This window comes from Dyadobacter jejuensis (assembly GCF_003149085.1).
GTDB classification, from domain to species: domain Bacteria; phylum Bacteroidota; class Bacteroidia; order Cytophagales; family Spirosomataceae; genus Dyadobacter; species Dyadobacter jejuensis.
This window is the reverse complement of record NZ_QGDT01000006.1, coordinates 269,291-289,665: the sequence shown is the minus strand read 5'-3', so window position 1 is coordinate 289,665 and position 20,375 is coordinate 269,291. Positions and strand designations below refer to the sequence as shown.

At 47.9% G+C, this 20,375-nt stretch carries 15 protein-coding genes; 9 read left to right on the top strand and 6 right to left on the bottom strand.

What is annotated here, in order from left to right:
- Window positions 1–5 precede the first annotated feature (5 nt).
- The gene (locus tag CLV98_RS23340; RefSeq protein ID WP_158281261.1) at window positions 6–224 is read right to left on the bottom strand and encodes a hypothetical protein; all 219 of its coding nucleotides are present in this window, start codon (window positions 222–224) and stop codon (window positions 6–8) included.
- 288 nt (window positions 225–512) lie between these two features.
- On the opposite strand from CLV98_RS23340, the gene CLV98_RS13805 reads away from it, so the two are divergent.
- Entirely contained in the window at window positions 513–1,052 is a 540-nt protein-coding gene (locus tag CLV98_RS13805; protein WP_109674908.1) for an RNA polymerase sigma factor, read from the top strand.
- A gap of 271 nt (window positions 1,053–1,323) precedes the next feature.
- Here CLV98_RS13805 and CLV98_RS13800 read toward each other — a convergent pair whose 3' ends face one another.
- Together CLV98_RS13800 and lgt are read right to left on the bottom strand one after the other, a co-directional pair.
- Complete coding sequence (locus tag CLV98_RS13800; protein ID WP_109674907.1) at window positions 1,324–1,932, bottom strand: hypothetical protein; 609 nt, start codon at window positions 1,930–1,932, stop codon at window positions 1,324–1,326.
- 93 nt (window positions 1,933–2,025) lie between these two features.
- Window positions 2,026–2,856, bottom strand: coding sequence for a prolipoprotein diacylglyceryl transferase (gene lgt / locus CLV98_RS13795; RefSeq protein WP_109674906.1), 831 nt, complete (start codon window positions 2,854–2,856; stop codon window positions 2,026–2,028).
- Between the two features lie 56 nt (window positions 2,857–2,912).
- Between lgt and yidD the strand changes: the two genes are divergently transcribed.
- Window positions 2,913–3,122 (top strand): membrane protein insertion efficiency factor YidD, encoded by a 210-nt coding sequence (gene yidD, locus CLV98_RS13790; protein ID WP_211320038.1) that lies wholly within the window; start codon window positions 2,913–2,915, stop codon window positions 3,120–3,122.
- Window positions 3,123–3,131: 9 nt separating this feature from the next.
- On the opposite strand, the gene CLV98_RS13785 is transcribed toward yidD, so the two are convergent.
- Window positions 3,132–4,085, bottom strand: coding sequence for an AAA family ATPase (locus CLV98_RS13785; protein WP_109674904.1), 954 nt, complete (start codon window positions 4,083–4,085; stop codon window positions 3,132–3,134).
- Between the two features lie 168 nt (window positions 4,086–4,253).
- On the bottom strand, window positions 4,254–5,117 hold the full coding sequence (gene prmC, locus CLV98_RS13780; protein ID WP_109674903.1) for a peptide chain release factor N(5)-glutamine methyltransferase: 864 nt from the start codon (window positions 5,115–5,117) through the stop codon (window positions 4,254–4,256).
- Between the two features lie 91 nt (window positions 5,118–5,208).
- Here prmC and ribD point away from each other — a divergent pair, with 91 nt between their 5' ends.
- Complete coding sequence (gene ribD / locus CLV98_RS13775; RefSeq protein WP_109674902.1) at window positions 5,209–6,288, top strand: bifunctional diaminohydroxyphosphoribosylaminopyrimidine deaminase/5-amino-6-(5-phosphoribosylamino)uracil reductase RibD; 1,080 nt, start codon at window positions 5,209–5,211, stop codon at window positions 6,286–6,288.
- Here the strand turns inward: ribD and CLV98_RS13770 are convergent.
- A complete protein-coding gene (locus CLV98_RS13770; RefSeq protein ID WP_109674901.1) occupies window positions 6,274–7,047 on the bottom strand; it encodes a shikimate dehydrogenase family protein in 774 nt (257 codons plus the stop codon). The two genes, ribD and CLV98_RS13770, sit on opposite strands and share 15 nt — an antisense overlap.
- 347 nt (window positions 7,048–7,394) lie before the next feature.
- Between CLV98_RS13770 and CLV98_RS13765 the strand changes: the two genes are divergently transcribed.
- From CLV98_RS13765 to CLV98_RS13740, 6 genes are all read left to right on the top strand, one after another.
- Complete coding sequence (locus tag CLV98_RS13765; protein ID WP_158281260.1) at window positions 7,395–12,758, top strand: S8 family serine peptidase; 5,364 nt, start codon at window positions 7,395–7,397, stop codon at window positions 12,756–12,758.
- 96 nt (window positions 12,759–12,854) lie between these two features.
- A complete protein-coding gene (locus CLV98_RS13760) occupies window positions 12,855–13,847 on the top strand; it encodes a nucleoside hydrolase (protein WP_229203370.1) in 993 nt (330 codons plus the stop codon).
- A 116-nt stretch (window positions 13,848–13,963) separates the two neighbouring features.
- Window positions 13,964–14,812, top strand: coding sequence for a CHRD domain-containing protein (locus tag CLV98_RS13755; RefSeq protein WP_109674899.1), 849 nt, complete (start codon window positions 13,964–13,966; stop codon window positions 14,810–14,812).
- Between the two features lie 219 nt (window positions 14,813–15,031).
- Window positions 15,032–15,574, top strand: coding sequence for an RNA polymerase sigma factor (locus CLV98_RS13750; RefSeq protein WP_109674898.1), 543 nt, complete (start codon window positions 15,032–15,034; stop codon window positions 15,572–15,574).
- Between the two features lie 162 nt (window positions 15,575–15,736).
- Window positions 15,737–16,627, top strand: coding sequence for a FecR family protein (locus CLV98_RS13745; RefSeq protein ID WP_109674897.1), 891 nt, complete (start codon window positions 15,737–15,739; stop codon window positions 16,625–16,627).
- A 126-nt stretch (window positions 16,628–16,753) separates the two neighbouring features.
- A complete protein-coding gene (locus tag CLV98_RS13740; RefSeq protein ID WP_229203369.1) occupies window positions 16,754–20,362 on the top strand; it encodes a TonB-dependent receptor in 3,609 nt (1,202 codons plus the stop codon).
- Window positions 20,363–20,375 lie beyond the last annotated feature (13 nt).

Here is a 20,375-nt window from a genome sequence, read left to right as displayed (position 1 = left end):
GTTTGCTATGATATACTCATGGGGGAGTTAGTAAGGCTATCCTGACGGTATTCTTTTGAGAAAAAGCAGGCAGGAGTTCCCCCACTATTAGATGGAGTGGATCGGTATCCGTATAGGCTACTACCGGGTCCCAAGGCCCCTTCAATGTTATGAAAGAATGCCTTCAGTATAAACAGAATGTTAATTCGATGCTGTTTGCGCATTTTGAGGATAATTTTACGCATAATGCGATTGATAGGGGGAGGTAGCCTAGTATATTTATGATCATAAATAAACAATGCCGCACAAAATTATTTATTCCATTTGTTTTAGTAGTAACTACATTAATTTAGATAAGGCCGAAATGATGTCTTTAATATTTTGAAAAAATGGTAGTTTGAGGAATATATTAAATGGGATAATACGAAGTTGATTTTATTATTTGGACCCTAATCAGGGGTAATAATAGAGTCTGATTAATTCGTTTAAGAAATGTACTTTTTGGTGAAATAATTGTTTAAAACCCTATTGTCGTGAGTCATCCTGATGAAAATACCTTGAGAAAAGTTACGCTGGGCGATGAAGAAGCCTTCGCTCAACTGTACAATTACTACAGGATTCCTGCTTTGAGATTTTCTGTTTCCCTTTTGAAAGATGAAGAAGAAGCGGAAAATTTAATTCAGGAGTTGTTTTTGAAAATTTGGTTGCGACGTACCCAAATCAAACCGGAACAGAATTTCAATTCGTATTTTTTTACCTGTTTGCGGAATATGGCCTTCGATCATTTCAAAAAGATGGAGAAGAACCAGCAAATGCGGATACAGTATTTGGAGAATATAGAAGCGATGGCCGATGATGAGATGGAAGAAAAAGAACGTCGCTTGGTACTGGTGCAAACGGCCGTGGAGTCCCTATCGACGAAGCGTAAGCTGATATTAAAACTGAACCTAGAAGAAGGTAAGTCGTACCAAGAGATCGCCGAATTCCTTAGGATATCGAAGAACACCGTAAAAAACCAGCTCGTTAAAGCCAAGCAATTACTAAGAGAACAAGTCGATTTTGCTATAAGCTGATTATTCTTAAACCTAAATAAACGATTAGATAACCCATTAAACTTTTACTTTCCCTTATCCTGCTTCGACAGGGCAACAAGTTTGACCGTAAAGGCGGATGTAATTCTCCCGCCTCGTATTCCCTCTTATAGATTAATTACCTCCGAATGGCCCGCTCAATGTGGGTCATTTTTGGTGGCTATGGTGCCAGTATAAGCCATAGGAGGAGGGTGGCATAAAAGCCCCCATTCGTTATGAATACAAATGGGGGCCTTTTGAATTTCTGAATTCTTTATTCCAGGCCTTCTAGTTGATCGATATCTATTTTGGAGAGGGCGTCTTTCAGTTGGTCTTCTGTAACGTTACTTCCATTTATATTGACGATAAAACGTTGGGAAACCATCACATTGATTTCCCCTCTTTGACTGGTTCTGTTGTATTTTTCATAAGACTTATGTCCGTCTATTTTGCTCGTACGCTCATAGCCATCGTCTGTTTCCTTGTCGATGCTCGCCATGGTCCAAGCGGCCATAGCCATGGCACCTACTCCTGCTATACCTCCTGTATCAATAATTTCGACAGATATCCGGGCATTATTATCAGAATCTTGATATTTGGCCTCTGCCTTAGAGATGGTAAAGCCCATGGCTCCAGTTTTTTCGCCAGAGGCATCGGAGCGGGCGAGGGATCCCATACTCTCTGGTAGGAGTTCTTTTAAGGATCGGAAGTCTACAGGGTCGACAGGCTCTTTTTTGGCATTTTCCTCGGCCTGGTCGGCAAAGTGCTGCAGGGCTTCTATGGCATTTTTAGGCTCCTCTTTTTCTTCTGCCTTGTCGCCTCCACAACTGGAAAGGACCAGCGTGGAACCTAGGGCAAGCGTCAACATGAATTGCGTTTTCATCTGATGTAAGTTTTAAGGATTAGATACTTTCCCTAATTTACAGGTTTTATCTGGTATCGTTGACACTGCTGAGTAAATACCCTTACTGGCTGATTAACTCGCCGTTATCTTAGGCTGACGTCGGGCCCTTGCCACAAAGTACACCCCTAACAGTACCGCCGGGATACTCAAGATTTGTCCCATATTTAAGAGGTAATTGGCTTCGAAGGCCTCTTGGTTTTCCTTTAAAAACTCATAAAAGAAGCGCAGGGTGAATATCCATATAAAGAATATTCCAACCAGCAATCCTCTGGGCGTTGCCGCCTTATACTTGTTCCACAGGGCTAGCAGAATCCAGAACAATACAAAACAGCTCAATGATTCGTAAAGCTGCGCAGCATGTCGGGGGATCTGTGCAAACTCTAGGTTTTTCATGAATATAAAGCCCCAGGGCAAGTCGGTAGGACGGCCTACGATTTCGGAGTTCATCAAATTGCCAAATCGGATAAAGGCGCCTGCGAGGGCCACTACGATGACGATCCGGTCGGCTACCCAAAAGAAAGTCTGACCCTTGTCTTTTCGAGAACGAGAATATAGGTAAAGGCCTGTAATGATCCCAATAATGGCGCCATGGCTGGCCAGGCCAGCGTAGGGAGGGATGATGACTTCCAAGGGGTTTTTGAACAACACCTCCGGCTGATAGAACAGATAATGGCCGAACCGTGCGCCCAACACCGTCGAAATGACCATATACAAGGTAAGGGAATCAATATCCTCTAAGGGTTTGTTCTCCTTTTTGAATACGTGTATCATGATTTGTTGGCCGATGAGAAAACCCGCTGCAAAGAGCAATCCATACCAACGAATAGGGAGGGGGCCAATCCCCATAATTTCGGGAATGGTGAAGATTTCAGGATTTACATCCCAAAGTATATAGGAAATCATGGTAATAAATGGTTAATTGTCAAATTCAAAGATACTATCATTACCCCAGAAGCAAAATGAAATTTTTACTCATTTGGTTGGTCAAAATTTACCAAGGCGTGCTCTCTCCATATCTGCCCGATTCGTGCCGCTACACACCCACCTGTTCACAATATATGATCCAAGCCCTTCAGAAGCATGGTTTGGTAAAAGGGGGTTGGATGGGGCTTCGGCGTTGGGCGAGTTGCCATCCATGGGGAGGCCACGGCCACGACCCCGTCCCCTAAGGCGGCTGCTTAGCCTATGGCTACTTTACTCAATATCGATTCGATGATCGATAAGGTGCGCACCCCATCCGCTTCGGCTTCGTAGTTGAGCAAAATCCTATGGTTCATAATGTCGGGCGCGAGTTCCTTTATATCTTCCGGAAGCACATAGTCGCGGCCTTCCAAAAAGGCGAGGGCTTTAGCTGCACGGTTTAGGTAGATGGTAGCTCGGGGCGAGACGCCAAACTGAATATAGCGGGCCTCTTCCTTGAGGTTATACTCGAGTGGGCGCCTGGTGGCAAACACCAACTCGATAATATAGCGCTCCAAGGTATCCGAAATATTGACGTTATTAACTTTTTCGCGGATGGCAAATATATCCTCCTTGTTAAGGATTGGTTTTATCTGGTATTCATAGGATATGTCCGACATCCGGCGCATCACCTCTAGTTCTTCTTGCTTATTGAGGTAGTCGACATATACCTTCATCATAAACCGGTCGATTTGCGCCTCTGGTAGTGGGTAGGTGCCTTCCTGTTCTACTGGGTTTTGGGTGGCCAGAACCACGAACGGCCGATCGAGCTGGTAGGTTTCATCTCCTATGGTTACCTGCTTCTCTTGCATGGCTTCTAGCAGGGCCGACTGCACTTTGGCCGGGGATCTGTTCACCTCATCGGCCAATATGATATTGGAAAATATAGGCCCTTTTTTTACTTCATAGTCCCCTATTTTGGGTTTATAGATCATCGTCCCGATAAGGTCGGCTGGTAGTAAGTCGGGGGTGAATTGGATGCGACGAAAGTCCAGGTGAAGAACCTTGGCAAGGGAATTAATGGTCAGCGTTTTGGCTAGGCCAGGGACGCCTTCCAACAGCACATGTCCACCCGTAAATAGGCCAATGAGGAGTCGGTTGAGGAGTTTGTCCTGTCCTACAACTACCTTTCCCATTTCGTCCAGCACATCTTTAATTTTTTCTAAATACATCTATTGGTGTTTATATAGATTGTTAAAACGGTCTAGTAGCATATCGAGCTTCGATATCGATAGTTTAGGATTTCCGTGTGCGTAGGAGTAGGTTATGGAGAAAGGAGTGACCCGAAACGCTTTTTTCCGACCACTCCTTTCTGGTAGACAACGTAACGTTGTCGGTATTTATTTCTTCCAAAAGGCTCTAATGAATCGGTCCTTACCGTGTATATCTCTCAATATCTCCACGTCAGCATAGCCTCGTTCTACGAAAACCTCTTTGGTTTGGGCTCCGAAATGCTCATTGATCTCTACATAGCACCGTCCATTGGGCTTAATATGATGTTGGCCAAAGTCGGCGATAGCCTTGTAGAATAATAAGGGGTCGTTGTCTTCGACAAACAGGGCTTCATGGGGTTCAAAGCGCAATACGTTGGGGCGCATATGCTCTTGTTCGGCGTAGGTAACGTACGGCGGGTTGCTTACCAGGCAGTCGAATTGCTGGGTGTTACCCGCCAGTGGGAAGGTGACGTTGAGCATATCCTGCTTGGCAAAGGCTACATCAGCCAGCAGCTGACGGGCGTTTTCCCGGGCTACCTCCAACGCCTGGTCCGAAACGTCCCAAGCATGTACCTGTACATGAGGCAAGAATCGCGCAAGGACAATGGCGATGCAGCCACTACCGGTGCCGATGTCGAGAATCTCGATGTTTTGATCGGGCTCTGCATAGTCGCGGGTTACCATGCGCACGAGTTCTTCCGTTTCGGGGCGAGGGATGAGTACCGACGACGATACCTGGAATTCCAGCCCACAAAACTCTGTAGATCCTATGATATGTTGAACGGGCTCGTTGTCGTTGAGCCGGGCAATAATATTGTCCCAGTCGGGCTGAACAGTGCCTTCGGGTACCGGACGGTCCACCAGGACGTCGATGTTACGAAGCCTGAGAAAGTGCTCCATCAGCATAAATGCGATGGCTTGAGACTCTTTTTCGGGGTATACTGTAATGCCTTTAAATATATGCTGATATAGCTGACGTGCCGAAGTCATTTCTTTAATGTTTTATTCTGATTGCGGAAAGTTAGCAAATTATAAGAACTCCCGAAAGTTGTGTTTACATTCCGCTTCTTATTTTTGTGTTATGAATAGAGATATGGAGTGGATGCAACGGGCCTTATACTTGGCCGAAAAAGGGTGCGGGCTAGTAAGCCCCAATCCCATGGTCGGGTGTGTGATCGTACATCAAGATCGGATTATTGGAGAGGGGTGGCATAGGGCCTATGGAGGTCCCCATGCCGAAGTGCGGGCCATAGAGGATGTGTCTAATCGGCAGAATGATAGCTACTTATCAGAGTCCACGGCCTATGTGACGCTAGAGCCCTGTTCGCATTTTGGGAAGACGCCCCCCTGTGCCGACCTGCTGATTCGCAGTCGTATTCGAAGGGTAGTAGTGGCCAATCTCGACCCCAATCCCCTAGTGGCGGGTACTGGAATAGCCCGCTTGAGAGACGCTGGAGTGGAAGTTGAAGTAGGCGTACTCCAATTGGAAGGGCAACAATTAAATAAACGTTTTTTTACGGCCATGCATCACCATCGCCCTTACATAGTCCTAAAATGGGCCGAAACCGCCGATGGGTTTATAGGCACTTCCGATGGAAGTCGGGTAGCTATTAGTGGGGAGCTATCCAACCAGATGGTACATCGGTGGCGAAGCGAAGAGGATGCCATTTTGGTGGGGTACCGTACGGCTCTTTTGGATAATCCCCGGCTCAATGTACGCCATTGGCAGGGTCATCAGCCGGTGCGGGTCGGATTGGATAGAGATTTAAGCCTGCCTAGGGGCCATTTTTTATTCGATAGTACCCAGCCTACCTTGTGGGTTAACGGGCAACAGGACAGCGATATGCCCTCCTGGCCCGAGCGCTATAGGGGTACTACTGCCCCGCCCACGCCAATAAAAGTGGAGATGGACGAAAACTGGGTGAGGAGCCTGATGGAAGTCTTATACACCCGAAAAATACATTCGGTTTTCGTAGAAGGTGGAGCCATCACCATCGAAGCCTTTTTAAAGGCAGGCCTATGGGATGAAATCAGGTGTTGTCAGAGCCCGAAGGTACTCGGGCACGGGGTACTAGCACCCACCAAAGCCGGGCGATGGGTGTCTTCTGAAAAGAAAGAAAATGATTTATGGTCGTATTATACTCCCTTAGATACTCCATAATGTATCCTCATTGACCCAAATATCCCATGATTTTTCCGCCTGCAATTCTAGCATTTTAAGGCCATTAAGTGTCTGAGCGCCTCGCTCTAGTCCCTTTTTTAAAAACTCGGTCACAGCAGGGTTGTATACCAGATCGTAGAGGTAATGACTGGAGTTGAGCCAATGATAGGGAAGGTCGGGGCTGGCCGATATATTAGGATAGGTACCCAAAGGGGTGGTGTTAATGATAAGCCTATGCTCCTGCATCAGCGCTTCGGTTAGCTCCTCATAAAGTAGGCTATTTTCTGTTTTTTTGCGGGAAACGACCCGAAAAGGGACGTGCAGATCCTCTAAGGCTACTTTGATGGCTTTAGCAGCTCCGCCATCGCCTAAAATGAGGGCCTGGAAACCTTTGCAATTTTCCCCACGCTTGTCGAGCCATTCTTCCAATGACTGTTTAAATCCGTAGTAATCGGTGTTGAACCCTTTGGTGGAGCCATCGGCATATATTTTAATGGTATTGACGGCCCCTATTCGTTGGGCTGAGGCTTCGTCCAGGTCGTCCAGGAAAGGAATTACATTTTTTTTGTGTGGGATGGTCACGTTTAAGCCCTTGAGGTTCGGGGTGTTTCGTAACAGGTCGGGTAAGGCTTCCAGACTCTCCATTTCGTTGAGGTCGTAAACGCTGTTTTTTATTCCTTCTCTTTCAAATTTGTCTGAAAAATACTTTTTTGAAAATGAATGGGTCAATGGAAACCCGATTAAGCCGTATATATTCATAGGGGTATTAGGTATGGCGAATGAGTTGAGCCCTTGAGGCTATCAATGAAGTTTCAAAAATAAGGGGACTTTAGGCCATTTCCAATAGAAGCATTTAGAGGGTTATATAGGCGACCGTTCGGCCCCGATTCAGCTTGGGGCCAGCGTGTTCTGTATAAGTATTTTAGCGCTTATAACGATAGGCGTTTTCAATAATTATTCATTAATTAGGACTAATCCAGTAAGTATTACAAATTATTTGTACCTTAATATTCAATGAAGCTTGTTTATTAAACACTTTTAATTTACTAACTTCAAATTTCAATGTATATGCGGTTACACTATCACATACGCTAATGACCCTAAAAATGAAATCATTCTACTTTTTGCTGTTATGGTTCTGTACTATTATATCGGCAGCGGCTCAGCAAGTTGCTGACCATACCATCTATCTGCGATCGGGGTCGGTCATTCCCACAGAGAATATCAGCACCAAAGGGCTGAAGAGCATGCGAAAGGCAGTAGAGGCGGATCCGGGAGCGGGTCGGATGGTCCTCATTCAGTTTGACGAGCTCCCCGATTCCGATACCAGAGCCGAATTGGCCCGAGTGGGAGTCGTACTCTTGGACTACGTGCCAAACCGCGCCTTTACCGCTTTATTGAAGGATGGGGTACCACTACAAGCCCTGAAAAATGGCAAGGCACGGGCCCTTGTAGACCTGCTGCCAGAACAAAAGATAGATCCTGATTTATTCAAGAAATATTCCGCCAATTTGGCCTCCTCGGGGAGGGTATCGGTATGGGTGAATTATGTAGCGTCCCTTTCCAAGGAAGAGTTTAGTGCGCAAATGGCTCAGATGGGCTTTGCCGCCGTGCGTACTCCATTCGAAGAAGCGTCTGTGATGGAGTTGGATATTCCTTATTCCGACCTTCTGAAGTTGGCCGATATGCCCGTAGTCAAATACGTTCAAGGAGTACCGTCGGCCGATAAGCCTATCAATGACAAGAGTGTGGTGAACAGCCGTGCCAATGTGTTGCAGTCTAAGGTGGGTTTAAGACGAGATTTGCAAGGGAAAGGGGTTGTCGTTGGGGTAGGTGATAATGCTGACCCATTTCAACATGTCGACCTTACCGGGCGAATTATTAACCATGCTGGGATTTCGGGGGGCATTCATGGGGTCCATGTGATGGGTACCCTTGCAGGAGCGGGGATTATGAATGAACGCTACAAAGGATATGCGCCTAAAGCGACCGTGGTGGCTCAGTATTTTTCCAAAATTTTGGCCTATGCCTCTACCTATGTTGCCGATTATGGTATGGTGATCACCAACAACAGTTATGGGTCCGATGTGAGCGACTGTACTACCTTCGGGAAATATGACCTTTATTCCTCAATCCTGGATCAACAGGCCTTCGATATTCCTACCTTACAGCATGTTTTCGCTTCAGGAAATAGCGGATACGTTACCTGCAGTCCCTATCCTGCAGGGTTTGGGAACGTTTTGGGGGGGTATCAGGCCTCCAAAAATGTACTTACCGTCGGTAACAGCACGGCACAGGGGGTAGTGAATTCAGGCTCCAGCAGGGGCCCCGTTAGTGATGGCCGCCTAAAACCCGAAATTATGGCCCAAGGCACTTCAGTGATGTCTACCGTACCAGTCAATAATTATCAAAATTCTACTGGTACTAGCATGGCTACACCAGGTGTGTCGGGAGGGCTAGCCCTGCTCTATGAGCGCTACCGACAATTATATGCGGGACAAAATCCCAAAAATGGCTTGATGAAGGCCTTGCTTTGCAATGGGGCTACGGATATGGGCAACGCCGGCCCCGACTTCAAATATGGCTTTGGATGGATGAACCTGCTGGCCTCCCTTCGCATGCTAGAAGGGACACGGTTTTATAACGATTCTTTGGCACAAGGAAACACCCGGCAGATCACCGTTCAAGTACCGGCCGGTTCGGCCCACCTGAAGGTGATGCTCTATTGGAACGACCCAGCTGCCTCTGTTCTTTCGGCCCAGGCGCTGGTCAACGACCTGGACCTGACCGTCACCACTCCGAGCGGGCAAGTCAGACGTCCCCTCATCTTATCTACAAGCCCCGCGGAGGTCAATAACCTGGCCGTGGAGGGAGTAGACCACCTCAATAATGTGGAGCAAGTAGTCATAGATGCACCCGAAGCCGGGAGCTATACCCTTACTATAGCGGGGACGAATATAGCGCAAAATCCGCGTCAACCCTTTTTTGTAGTCTATGATATGGTACCTACTGCTACTACCCTCACTTACCCCATCGGTGGTGAGCGGCTCGTTGGTGGAGAGACCATAAAGATTTCCTGGGATTCCTTCGGGAACCCGACCAGCACCTATCAAGTCCAGTACTCAACCGACAACGGCGCGTCTTGGCTTCCTATAGGGGATGCCAATTTGGCTCCCGCTACCAGGCAGCTGGATTGGGCTATCCCCGTGCTATCATCAGACATAGTGAAGGTGCGGGTCATTCAAAACCTGACGGGGGCCGTTTCGGCAAGCGAGGCCTTTACGGTTCTGGGTGTACCGGTAGTGTCGCTGTCCGCGGCGCAGACGGAAGGCTATTTTGGCATAGAATGGACACCAGTAGCCGGTGCCACCGACTATGAGGTTATGATATTGAAAGGCGATGAGATGGTTTCGAAAGCCACTGTAGCCACCAATAGCTATATCATAGCGGGTCTATCGAAGGATACTACCTATTATGCCACGGTACGAGCACGGCTCAACGGCCATGCCGGGAAAAGAGCCCTGGCTGTGAGTCGCCTTCCAGACGATGGGACATCGGTAGGCTCGGCCTCCGATCATGACCTGATGGTGGAGGATATTGTGCTCCCGACCGGGTCGGGGAGGGCGTTTACGTCCTCGGCTCTGGGGGCCAGCCAGCAGCTTACGGTGCGGATCAAGAACCTCGACGACGACGCGTCCGTCAATCCTTTTTTTCTGAACTATTCCGTTAACGACAATATTATTTATTCCGAGTCGGTCAACTACTCCATTCCTGCTGGGGGCAATTACGACCATACTTTTCCGGTAAATTTCAACTACAGCGCAACGGGTAATTATGTGGTGAAGATCATATTGACCCATACCGGCGATCCTGTAACTAGCAATAACATACTCACCAAGACCTTCCGGCAGCTGAGCAACGATCCATTGACCTTGCCGTTTCTAGATAACTTCGAAAGCCTATCGACCTTTACCTACCTCAAAGAGCAAGTGGGGCTGGGGGCTGGTAGCCGCTACGATTTTCAAAGCGACTTGGGGGTAGGACGAGTACGTTCCTACGTTGGAGAGGGCTACGCCGCCTCAGGTACCAAGGCTTTGACGCTCGACGCCAGCCAGTATACCGCCTCAGGAGTGACCAACTACCTGATAGGGACCTACAACCTGGCCAATTATTCCATTAGTAATACGGATCTAAGGCTCAATTTTAAATATAAAAATCATGGGCAAGAGTCTAATAGCGCCAATAAAGTGTGGATAAGAGGTAACGACCAGGCGGAGTGGATAGAAGTCTTCGATCTGTTTGCTAATCAAAATAAAGCCGAAGAAGGCTACCAACTCGCAGCAGGGATAGAGGTAAGTAGGTTATTGATTGAAAATAGCCAGGCACTCACGTCCAGTTTTCAGGTCCGCTGGGGGCAGTGGGGGCAAAATATTGCCGCCGATTGGAATAGTGCGGATGGGTACACCTTCGACGATGTGAACCTGTATACCGTCACCGACGATATTCAGCTAGCAAATATCCTTACACCGGCGGTCAACAGTTGTAGCTATAGCGCCAACGAATCGATAAAAATACAAGTTCGAAATAGTGATAGTAATGAAGCGCTTCTAGTGCCGGTAACCCTGTGGGTCGACGGAGGCCCGGGTGTTACGGAGTATATTTCGTCCATCCCCCCTAGGTCCAATATGGAGTATACTTTTGCTGCCACAGCCAACCTTAGCGCTCCTGGTGCGCATACCTTGCGCGTGCGTGTGGACTATGCCACCGACTCTTATGCCGACAATAACGAAAAAACGGAGACCTTTTATCATGCCCCTCTGGTGACGGCCTTTCCTTACTTACAGGATTTTGAAGCTGGAAATGGCCATTTCTTTACTGATGGACGCAATAGCTCCTGGGCCTATGGTACCCCAACTTCTGGGAAGATCGTAGGGGCTGCCAGTGGACAGAAAGCCTGGAAAACCAACCTAAACGGCAACCACAACGATGATGAACTGTCGTATTTATACAGCCCTTGCTTTAGTATTGGAGGACTTTCCGTTCCTATGCTGAGCTTCAGCTTGGCTCTGGACCTAGAAGAGTGCGACCCAGATCCATGCGATATCGCTTATGTAGAGTATTCCGGTGACGGAGGGGCGTGGACGAGGCTCGGAGAACAAGGCCAAGGCACCAATTGGTACAACAATGCCTATGGGGGGAATCCGGCGTGGTCGGCGGCCGACTATACCCGCTGGCACGTAGCCTCCATTCCTTTGCCTACAGGCTACAGCACGCTTCGCATTCGCTTTGTCCTATTGTCCGATCCATTCGTACAGAATGAAGGCATCGCCCTCGATGATATACACGTATACGATCATTTGGGGGCTATTTATGCTGGGGCCAGCATGGCCTCTGCCAGTAGCCAAACTGTAGGGCCTGGTAGTGAATGGGTGCATTTTAAGAGTAATAATCAGCTGGTAGCTTCTGTGTTGGCAGGAAGCCAGGCATTGGGTATCACCAATGTGCAGGCTTATATCAACGGTGGGGCCGTGCGGAATGCCAATGGGCAGTATTACTTAGACAGGAATGTCACCATCAAACCTCAATCTCTTAGCTTGAGTGACTCCGTAACCCTGCGGTTATATTTCTTAGACAGCGAGGTGGAGTCTATACTGACGGCTACCAATTGCGTTGGGTGCGATGCCGTAACTTCGGCCTATAGGCTGGGAGTGTCAAAGTATAGCGATGTCAACCAAAGTATGGAGGATGGTGATATTGCCAATAATATGAATAGCACTTGGAGTTTTATAGCCAACGCCACTAAGGTGCCCTACGACCAAGGCTACTATGCAGAGTTTAAGGTAAAGGACTTCTCAGAGTTTTGGCTGAGTAAGGGGTTAATAGGCGACAGCACTCCCTTGCCGGTTCGGTTGGTCCATTTTAATGCTCACAAAGACGCAGAATTACCGTCCGTATCATTGGTATGGTCCACGGCTGAGGAACAAGATTTTGATCATTTTGAAGTGGAGCTCGCCTTAGGGGATCGGGCTTTAAAAGGGGGGGATTTTGAGATGGTAGGCAGTGTGAACTCGGGTGGAAGCCCTTTAGGTGGTAACTATAAATGGGACTTTGCGGCTCAGGACCTCTCTGAAACCCATTATTTTAGATTAAAAATGGTGGATAGGGATGGTAGCTTCGCCTATTCTGGAGTACGATCGGTGCTCTTCGACGGCTCGAACGCAAGTTGGATATATCCCAATCCCGTAGCCGAGAGGGTCAGACTCAAGTATGAGGCCGCGGCCGGATCGGACGTTGTGGTTCGGTTGATGGACCAGTCGGGGAAAGTGCTGAAAACAGATCGCTGGAAGGCCGAAGGGGGCAAAGGCACCTGGGATGCTCCGCTCGATCGCTCCCAATATGCTGCTGGACTTTATTTGCTGGAGCTGACCAACGAGGGGAGTAGGAAGGTCTATAAATTTGTAAAAAAATAGGATAGATTTCTCAACTAAATGATGCCAAAATGCGTCTATAAATAGCAAAGGAGGCCTTTTTTTTCGCTTCTAATGTCTTACACCTTGTTTTTTGCTATGAAATCGATGCTAGAAAAATTTACTTTTATTGCTTGTTTCTTTTTGTGGAGTGTTCAGGCGTTCTCCCAGCCGTATGGCAATAAGGGGGTTCCCATGATATTGGATACGGATATAGGTCCCGATTACGACGACGTGGGGGCCTTGGCCATGTTTCATGCCTTGGCCGACAAAGGGGAGGTGAGTCCGTTGGCAGTAGTGGCCAGTAACAAACACGAATTGGTAGCCCCTTGTATTGAGGTTATCAATACTTTTTATGGAAGGCCCCAGCTTCCTATTGGCGCTCCCAAAGGGGAGGGGGCTACTAAGGGTGCCACGCAAGGATGGCCGCAAATGTTGGTGGACAAATACCCCCATACCCTTCAATCGACCTCCCAAGTCCCCAATGCGGTATCGGTTTATCGGCGTATCTTGGCGGCCCAGCCCGATAAGAGCGTTACGGTAGTTACCATTGGTTTTTTGACCAACCTGGCCGATCTGCTAGCCTCTCCTGCCGACTCCTTGTCGGGGCTGTCGGGGCTAGATCTTGTAAGACGTAAAGTGAAGTTGCTCGTTTCTATGGCGGGGAAGTTCCCAGAAGGCCGGGAATATAATGTTTTTGTCGATTCCCTGGCCTCGCAACGGGTTTTTGCTGAGTGGCCAACTTCCATACTTTTTAGTGGGTTTGAGATTGGTGCTGAGATAAAAACAGGACTCGAGGTAGTGAGAAATGAAGGGCTGAAAGGCCCTGTGAAGGATGTCTATGCCTTGTCTTTGCCTCTGGCCCCAGCGGACAAGCTGGGACGAATGAGCTGGGACCAAACGGCCGTGCTCGTGGCTGCTAGAGGTACCAACCCTTATTTTGGGATAAAACGGGGGCGGATGCTCGTCGATGGTGGTCATAATTCCTGGGCCGACGATCCCATGGGGCCTCATGCGTACCTCATTCCGCAGATGCCCACTCCCTATCTTACGCAGCTCATCGAAGCCTTAATGATGTGGGAAGGACGCTAATGGGCGGATTCCCCTGACCATTTAATAACTTTTGGTATATGAGAAGGGTCTATCCCTTTTAATTGTAATTATTATTATTAATTTTAATCAATATTTACACTTAAAACCACTATACCATGAGGTCGAACTTTTCTATTTTTTTAACGCTATTTTTGTTGATTGGTATTGTCGTTTCCTGTACGCAGGATCATCACATTCCTATGCAATACAGTCAGAAGGGTCTTAAAATAACGGGCTATCAGGAGAATCCCGGAGTGAACACGCAGGCATGGGGAACAGCCGATGTTACTTATGATAAAGGTACCAAAAAACTAAGTTACACCTTAAACTGGAATAATTTGACTGGAATACCTAGCGGGGCTCATATCCATGGTGTTGCCGCACGTGGTATTAATGCGGGCGTGGTGCATAATTTTGGGGCAATGATTCCGGCTGCCGTTACAGGGACCTACTCAGGAATGGTGACCGTCGACGAAATAGCCATCAAAGAAGCCGATTTGTTGAATGGACTCTACTATTTTAATTTTCACACGCCGACGAATCCTGGTGGAGAAATTCGCGGACAAATCGAATTTTATGATCCTATGAAAGTGATCACTAAAATGGATCAACCTTTAAACGCCGCTCAGGAGGTGCCAGCAGGGGCCAGCACAGCGACCGGACTGATGGATGTAGTATACAATAAAACTACCAAAATGCTTAGCCTGACCGTTTGGTATCAGGGCTTGACTGGCACCCCTACTGGTGCGCATATCCATGGGGTGGCGGCAGCCGGTGTGAATGCGGGGGTTCAAGTGAATATGTCAACCCTGATCCCTATGGCTACCATGGGAGCCTTTTCCCATACCGTATTGGTCGACGAAACGGCCATTAAAGAAGCCGATCTGTTGGCCGGAAGGTATTATGTCAATATCCATACGGCCATGAATCCTGGAGGGGAAATCAGAGGTCAAATTACGTTTTAATTCCTGTATAGTATGGGGCTTGGAGGTAGGAATATTTCGGGCCCCATATCCATATCCTCAAGAAGGATTTTGGGAAGTAATGCTTCAGGTCGGGGATAAGATTTTCGGGGTGTTGTATATTATGTCTAGTATTTATTGTAAGTTGTTTTAGGTTTCTATAAGTTAGGGGTTTAATCACCCATTTTGCGCATAACTACCTCTTTCTTTTAATCCTAAAACTTGGAAGATCTATCGGACATAACGCTAGTAAATCTCTTGAAGGAGGACGATGATAGAGCGGCCTTCAATGTGCTTTATAGCCGTTATTGGAAGGTGATTTATCAAATTGGTTTTAAGAAACTCGGAGACGAAGATTTGGCCGAAGACCTGGTACACGATTTATTCGTCGATATCTGGGTAAAGCGGGCCGAGTTGGACATTCATACCACTTTTGTAGGTTATCTGCATGGGATGCTTACCCATCGTTTGATCGATGTTCATCGAAAAAACATATTTCGCCAAAAGGTACATGAAGAAATCCGTTCGAGCCAAACGGTTCAGGATGAAACCTACGATTCCCTCGTCTATTCCGATTTGGAGCAACATCTGATGGCCGAAGTGAATAACCTGCCCTCCTCCATGAGGCAGATATTCCTGCTTAGCCGACAGGAAGAGCTAAGTCCAAAGGAAATAGCCGATAAACTTTCCTTGTCCGTTCAAACCGTTAAAAACCAGATTAGTAGTGCGGTAAAGCGCCTCCGGACGAAAGGGCTGGACGACTAAAGTTCGCAGATGTTCTTTATCAGCGTATTAGCAGATTGTTTTAGTAAAAAATAAAAATTATTTCGATCCTTATAGTACGATGCCCCGCTTCATTCGACATGGAAATAGAAGCGGGGTGTTTTTATTTGGATGCGCACCGGCATTTTATCTAGTTAGTAATCTATGAATATCGACGATCTGTACAATAGCTTCGGCATGGAGCCACCCTCTGAGGATGACAAGGCAGGAGAGCCACTATTGGAGAAAGAAAATAAAATAAGGACAAGGATATATCATTCCCTCGGGTGGGGAAGGCAGCAACGGCCACTTAGGTGGGTTATGATCTCCTCGGCAGCCTCAGTGGTGCTATTGGTCATGGTTGGTCTGTACTGGTATTTCAATACGCAGGGCAGCAGTTCCGATATGGTGGCCGTGGTGGTACCTGCCGGCCATACCCAGCACATCACCTTACCCGATGGGTCGGAAGTGTGGCTGAATGCCGCTAGCGTATTCCGATACCCCACTCAGTTTGGTGATACCCGGGAAGTGTACCTAGAAGAAGGAGAAGGATTTTTCCAAATTAAGCGGGATACCACAGCACCATTTACGGTACATAGCCAACACCTCAACACCAAGGTATTGGGGACCTCCTTTAGGGTGAAGGCCTATAAAGAGTTGTCGCATGAGATCGTGACGGTAGTAAGTGGAAAAGTGTCTGTTTACCAAGGAGAGACCGCCTTGACCGTTTTGGAAAAAGACCAAGAGGTGAAATACTCTAAAATATCCCAAGCGCCAGTAGCCCTTGAGGTGTCCTCGGAGGACGCCGTGAACTGGACAAAGGGCAAAATTATTCTAAAATCAGTTTCCTTCGAAGATATCATTATGGCCATAGAAAATGCCTATCAAGTACGGATCGTTTATGATCATTCGAATTTTCAAAGTTGCGAAAGTAGCATTCATTTTAGCGTGGACCAACCCCTAGAAGATGTCATGGATTTACTAAAAGATATTCAGGGAATAGACTATCGGATTGCTGGAAAGGAGGTGATGGTAACCGGTAAAGGATGCCTGTAAACGTAAAGCCGGACCTGCGCCAACAGGTCCAGCTTCAAGTAAAAGTCAATACCTGGGGACTAATTTTGACGGATCGGAACCCGGGCATTGCAGTATTCAATTTTTAAAAATTAAACATACTAATGTATGAAAAGAAGAACTACTAAACTAATCAGCGTCATGCGGACCGGATTAATAGCATGCTGTGTTCTGCTGGCAACGGCCGGGGTCCTATTGGCAGAGCATGGGTATGGGCAGCGATTTGCTCAGAAAAAAATAACGGTGCGCTTGGAGGAATCTAACCTCGAAAAGGCACTAGAGAAAATTGGGAAGGTCAGCCAAGTCGATTTTACTTATAATAATAAGGAAGTTAGGAAAGTACGGATACATGCGGGGAGTTTTAAAGAGGCTCCTTTAGGACAGGTCCTCGATGCATTACTGGCACCGACTCCATATACCTATCGTGAATCGGAAGAGAGTATTGTCATATACCAGAAAAAAGAAAAATCCCAGGCCATGCTTCCCTTGGGGCATAAGGACCAAGGGGTCGCCTTACAGTCGCCCAGTCCTACTATGATGGTTCAGACCATACGAGGGAAGGTTACGGATGATAACAAAATGGCTTTACCCGGCGTGAATGTCTTACTAAAAGGAACCTCTATAGGTACCCTTACCGATGGAGAAGGGCAGTTTCAGCTAGAATTAGCGGAGCAGGGTGGTACCTTGGTGTTTTCGTATATAGGCTTTGTAACCCAAGAGCTACCCATAGGCAACCAGTCGAACCTGTCCGTGGTGCTTAAGGAGGATACCAGGAGTCTGAACGAAGTAGTGGTGGTAGGCTATGGTACGCAAAAGAAGGCGAATCTAACGGGGGCCGTAAGCACGGTAGACATCGAGAAAACCATGGAGTCGCGCCCGGTAACCGACGTAGGTAGAGCCTTGCAAGGAGCAGTGCCAGGACTCACCATTACCACCACCACCGGCGACCTGGGCTCCAGTCCCAAGATCAGGCTACGGGGGTTGGTAGGGTCGCTTAATGCAGGGAATGGCGCTCAACCTCTGATATTACTCGATAATGTGGAAATCCAAAGTCTGCTGTTGGTTAACCCCGACGATATACAATCCATATCGGTATTGAAAGATGCTGCTTCTACGTCGATCTACGGAAGCCGTGCAGCTTGGGGGGTGATCCTGATTACTTCCAAATCGGGCAAGAAAAATACCCCGAATCGAATTACCTATTCGGCAAATTTCTCTCAAAGTACGCCTACCAACATGCCTAAGCTTGCTCCTGCAGCCGAAGGGGCTGAGTATGCGCTGTCTGCTGCGAGGCGGATCAACCCGTCTCTCACTACTTTTGGGACGGTAGGGATGTACTTTACCGACGAAAGTATCCAAAAGATCCGTGACTGGGAGACCCAATATGGCGGGCAAAAGTTGAGCGATGAGATGGTCTTAGGCCGCGATTTTGAAATTAAAGACGGGCGCTTGTATTTCTACCGTACCTGGGATGCCGGCAAGATGTATATGCGCAACTGGGCTCCTCAGAACAACCATAACCTTGGCTTTAGTGGTGGGAATGATAAGACGAGCTATAACGTGAGCCTAGGCTATATGGGCCAAGAAGGGGTGCTGAAAATGAAAACGGACGTCTTTAAGCGGTATAGCGGCACGTTCACCATCAACTCCGACCTCAACAACTGGTTCACCTTGAATGCCAAATTATTGCTTTCCAAAAACGTTGTGGAAGCCCCCTTCTCCTTCGGTGGCACCACTTACGATCCGTTGTATTATCTGTATCGCTGGCATGCGGTATATCCCTATGGTACCTACGAGGGTAAGCCATTCAGGAATGCCGTTACCGAGGTGCAGCAGGCTAATATGAACAATAATACGTCCAATTTTGTACGGGCCACCCTTGGGGGTACTTTTAAGCTGGGCAAGGACCTCACCATCACCTCCAATTATACCTATTCCAATACCAACGATCACTACCGCGAGGTGGGGGGGAGCGTTACGTCCTGGAATCAATGGAACGGCGTTCCTCTGAAATATGAATCCTATACCAGTGCCTCCTACGACCGGGTACGCTACAATTCCAGTTGGGACGAAATGCATACTTTCAAGGCTTTTGGTACTTACGTAAAGGATATCAATCAGCATGCCTTTAAGGTTTTGGCGGGAATGGACGTCGACCTGTTCAAGAACTGGAGCCAGTCGTCCGAACGTAGAGACTTGCTCGACATGAACCTGGGCGAGCTCTCTCTGGCTACTGGCGATCAGTATGCTGGAGGATCACGGGGGCATTGGGCCACACAAGGATATTTTGCCCGTGTCAACTATACCTTTGCCGACAAGCTATTATTGGAGGCCAACGGTCGCTACGACGGCTCTTCCTTCTTCCCTTCGGGTAGCCAGTGGGCTTTCTTTCCCTCGGTATCGGCGGGTTATATTCTGACCAAAGAGTCTTTTATGGACTTTAGTAAGCCAGTACTCGATAACCTAAAAATACGTGCTTCGTGGGGTTCTCTGGGGAATACCGACGTGGGAAGTACCACTTTTAGGCCTACCATGGGCTCTTCGGGTTCCAACTGGTGGGTAGGCTCTAGCAATATGCTGACGGTGTCGACTCCCTCTCTAGTACCTCCTTCTTTAACTTGGGAGAAAATCAGTACCCTTGACTTCGGTGTGGATGCGAGTCTATTCAAAAATAGGCTGAACGTAACGTACGACTGGTATCAACGTACCACCAGCAATATGATTACCGGCGGGGTGGTACTCCCTACGAGCTTTGGTGCCAGTGCCCCTCGCCGCAACTATGGGGAGATGCAGACGACGGGTTGGGAAGTGTCGGTAGACTACAAGCATAGCCTGTCCAATGGCCTCAATTTCAGTCTGGGGCTCTCTTTCTCTGACTTTCAGGAGAAGATCACCAAGTTTGATGGAAACTTGGTCAATGGAAATTACGAGGGAAAAACACTCGGAGAGATCTGGGGCTATCGTACCGATCGTTTCTTTACCAAAGACGACTTTCAGCAAAATGCGGATGGCAGCCTGGCCACAGATGCTTCGGGACGCTATATCATGAACGACGGAGTGCCCACCCAGTCCAAACATGAAACAGGTACATTCTACTATGGCCCTGGCGACGTGAAGTACAAGGACCTCAACGGTGACGGAACCATATTTACAGGAAGTAGCAGCCTAGACGACCATGGGGACCTGACCGTCATAGGCAACACTACCCCTCGCTACCAGTATGGGGTACGGCTGGGTGCCGACTGGAAAGGTTTTGATCTTAATGCTTTCGTGCAGGGAGTAGGCAAGCGTGACCTATGGGCGGCAGGGTCTATATTTATTCCTGGCAACAACCCCAGCGACGCCATGTACGCGCATCAGATGGACTACTGGACGCCAGAAAATCTGGACGCTTATTATCCACGCCCCGCCAATACAGGCCAGTCCAATAATGCCCAGAACTTCCGTATCCAGGACCGATACTTGCTCAATATGGCTTATCTCCGTTTTAAGAGTGTGAATTTCGGCTACCGGGTTCCTGCCCGCTTATTAGAGAAAATTAAGGTGCAGAACCTGCGCATCTATATCAACGGGGAAAACCTATTTGAAATAGATCATTTGAAGGTCCCCATAGATCCCGAGGTCGATTACCGTACGCCTTCCATCGCCAGTGCTACCTTCGGCCGGGTCTATCCCTACCGTCGCACGGTGTCGATGGGTCTTCAGTTAACACTCTAATTGCTTATCCCTA

Bases quoted from the DNA above. Each gene is read 5' to 3' on its own strand.
- prmC (WP_109674903.1), bottom strand. From the start codon at position 5,117: ATGACTTCGGCACGTCAGCTATATCAGCATATATTTAAAGGCATTACA.
- CLV98_RS13740 (WP_229203369.1), top strand. From the start codon at position 16,754: ATGAAAAGAAGAACTACTAAACTAATCAGCGTCATGCGGACCGGATTA.
- ribD (WP_109674902.1), top strand. From the start codon at position 5,209: ATGAATAGAGATATGGAGTGGATGCAACGGGCCTTATACTTGGCCGAA.
- CLV98_RS13800 (WP_109674907.1), bottom strand. From the start codon at position 1,932: ATGAAAACGCAATTCATGTTGACGCTTGCCCTAGGTTCCACGCTGGTC.
- CLV98_RS13770 (WP_109674901.1), bottom strand. From the start codon at position 7,047: ATGAATATATACGGCTTAATCGGGTTTCCATTGACCCATTCATTTTCA.
- CLV98_RS13745 (WP_109674897.1), top strand. From the start codon at position 15,737: ATGAATATCGACGATCTGTACAATAGCTTCGGCATGGAGCCACCCTCT.
- CLV98_RS13765 (WP_158281260.1), top strand. From the start codon at position 7,395: ATGAAATCATTCTACTTTTTGCTGTTATGGTTCTGTACTATTATATCG.
- CLV98_RS13760 (WP_229203370.1), top strand. From the start codon at position 12,855: ATGAAATCGATGCTAGAAAAATTTACTTTTATTGCTTGTTTCTTTTTG.
- CLV98_RS13755 (WP_109674899.1), top strand. From the start codon at position 13,964: ATGAGGTCGAACTTTTCTATTTTTTTAACGCTATTTTTGTTGATTGGT.
- CLV98_RS13785 (WP_109674904.1), bottom strand. From the start codon at position 4,085: ATGTATTTAGAAAAAATTAAAGATGTGCTGGACGAAATGGGAAAGGTA.
- lgt (WP_109674906.1), bottom strand. From the start codon at position 2,856: ATGATTTCCTATATACTTTGGGATGTAAATCCTGAAATCTTCACCATT.
- CLV98_RS23340 (WP_158281261.1), bottom strand. From the start codon at position 224: ATGCGTAAAATTATCCTCAAAATGCGCAAACAGCATCGAATTAACATT.
- yidD (WP_211320038.1), top strand. From the start codon at position 2,913: ATGAAATTTTTACTCATTTGGTTGGTCAAAATTTACCAAGGCGTGCTC.